Below are 1672 nucleotides of genomic sequence, written 5' to 3'. Positions count from 1 at the left end.
ATAATATATTAAGTTTATAATTTTAATATAATATTAATTATAAAAATAAAATTTATTAATAATAAATTATGTTTTATAATATAATTAAAAAAATTTATAAATAAATTTAATAAAAAATAATTTAAATTTTTATTTAAATAATCATTAAAAAATAGCAGAAACTTAAAAATAAATACAAAAATCAATTAGTAAAAACAAAAAATAAAGCAATAACAATCAATAAAGAAACTTAAAAATAATTTAAATTTTTATTTAAATAATCTACTTAAAAATAAATAAAATGTGATTTGATATAATGAAAATTGGAATTATCGGTGGAACAAAAGGTCTTGGAAAAACACTTGCATGTTTTCTAAAAAAAGACAACTTCAATGTAATAATTACTGGAAGAGATGAAAAAGTCGGTAAAAAGGTAAGCCATAAACTTAATATAGAATATACAAGTGATAATCTCGAAGTTGCAAAAAATGTAGATATTCTTGTTATTTCAGTACCAATACATGTTACAATTGATGTTATAAAAAAACTTGCACCACATATGAAAAAAGGTTCATTAATAATGGATGTAACTTCTGTTAAAACACAAGCAACTTATACTATGGATGAATATATCCCAGAAGGTGTCGAATCAATTCCTACTCACCCAGTATTTGGACCACGTACTCCAGGATTTGAAGGACAAGTTATAGTTTTAACTCCTCTTAAAAAAGGTAAATGGTATCCTAAAATATATAATTACTTTAAAAGTAAAAATATGAGGATTATTGAAACAAATTGTAAACATCATGATAATATGATGGGAATTGTACAAGTTTTAACACATTTTTCATATATTTCAACTGCTTATGCAATGGAAAAATTAAAAGTAAATATTAAAGAAACTGAAGAATATGAAAGTCCTATATATAATATTATGATAGATACAATTGCACGTATAGTTTCACAAAATCCATTCTTAACATATTCTATACAAAAAGAAAATATTAATGGTGAAAATATACGTCAAAAATTCTTTGATGCTGTACTTGAACTTAAAGAAGTTTTAACTTCTAAAAATCAGAAAAAATTTATAGAAATAGCTAATAAATCTACTAAAAATATGGGTGATATTAAAGCTGCATTAGGTAGAAGTGATAAAATAATTAATTCATTAAGTGAAGAATCAAAATATTTATATGAATCAATTGGTTCAGAAATTGGATTAAAACATATTTACTCACAAAACATACATGTAGGTACAGTAAAAACTATTAAAGGAAACTTTGTAACTATTGAAAATAGAAACCATAAAACAGAAACATTAAAAATATTTAATGTTAAAATTCTTACAAAAGAAGAATTATTTGAATGGAAGAAAAATAACTCAAAAATTTATACAGAATCCATTAGCTGTGTTTTTAAAAACACATCAGATAAAAATACGATTGGAAATGTTATTAAAAAAATAGATAATATTACAGATGTTAAATTAACTGATGAATATAATGGACCTCAAATTAATGAAGGAGAAATCAGTTATACTTATGAAGTAAGTGGATTAAGTAAAAATTCAATAGATGATGTTAAAAAACTTATTAAAGGATTTGGTGGAGTAATTAGATAAATTATTCATTAAAATCCTTTTAAATTTTAAATTTAATAAAAAAAACTAATTCTCAAAACATAAAAAAAC

The 1672-nt window shown here is 21.5% G+C and carries 1 protein-coding gene; it reads left to right on the top strand.

The features are described from left to right. The first annotated feature begins 295 nt into the window (after positions 1-295). Positions 296-1603, top strand: a complete 1308-nt coding sequence (locus tag BGI41_RS08005) for a prephenate dehydrogenase (RefSeq protein ID WP_088540174.1) — start codon at positions 296-298, stop codon at positions 1601-1603. The last annotated feature ends 69 nt before the right edge of the window (positions 1604-1672 follow it).

Source organism: Methanobrevibacter sp. 87.7 (assembly GCF_002208625.1).
Classification (GTDB): domain Archaea; phylum Methanobacteriota; class Methanobacteria; order Methanobacteriales; family Methanobacteriaceae; genus Methanarmilla.
Note: the sequence above shows the minus strand (reverse complement) of the source record. Positions and strands in the feature narration are given on the sequence as shown.

Coding starts and splice junctions, on each gene's coding strand:
- BGI41_RS08005 (WP_088540174.1), top strand. CDS start 296: ATGAAAATTGGAATTATCGGTGGAACAAAAGGTCTTGGAAAAACACTT.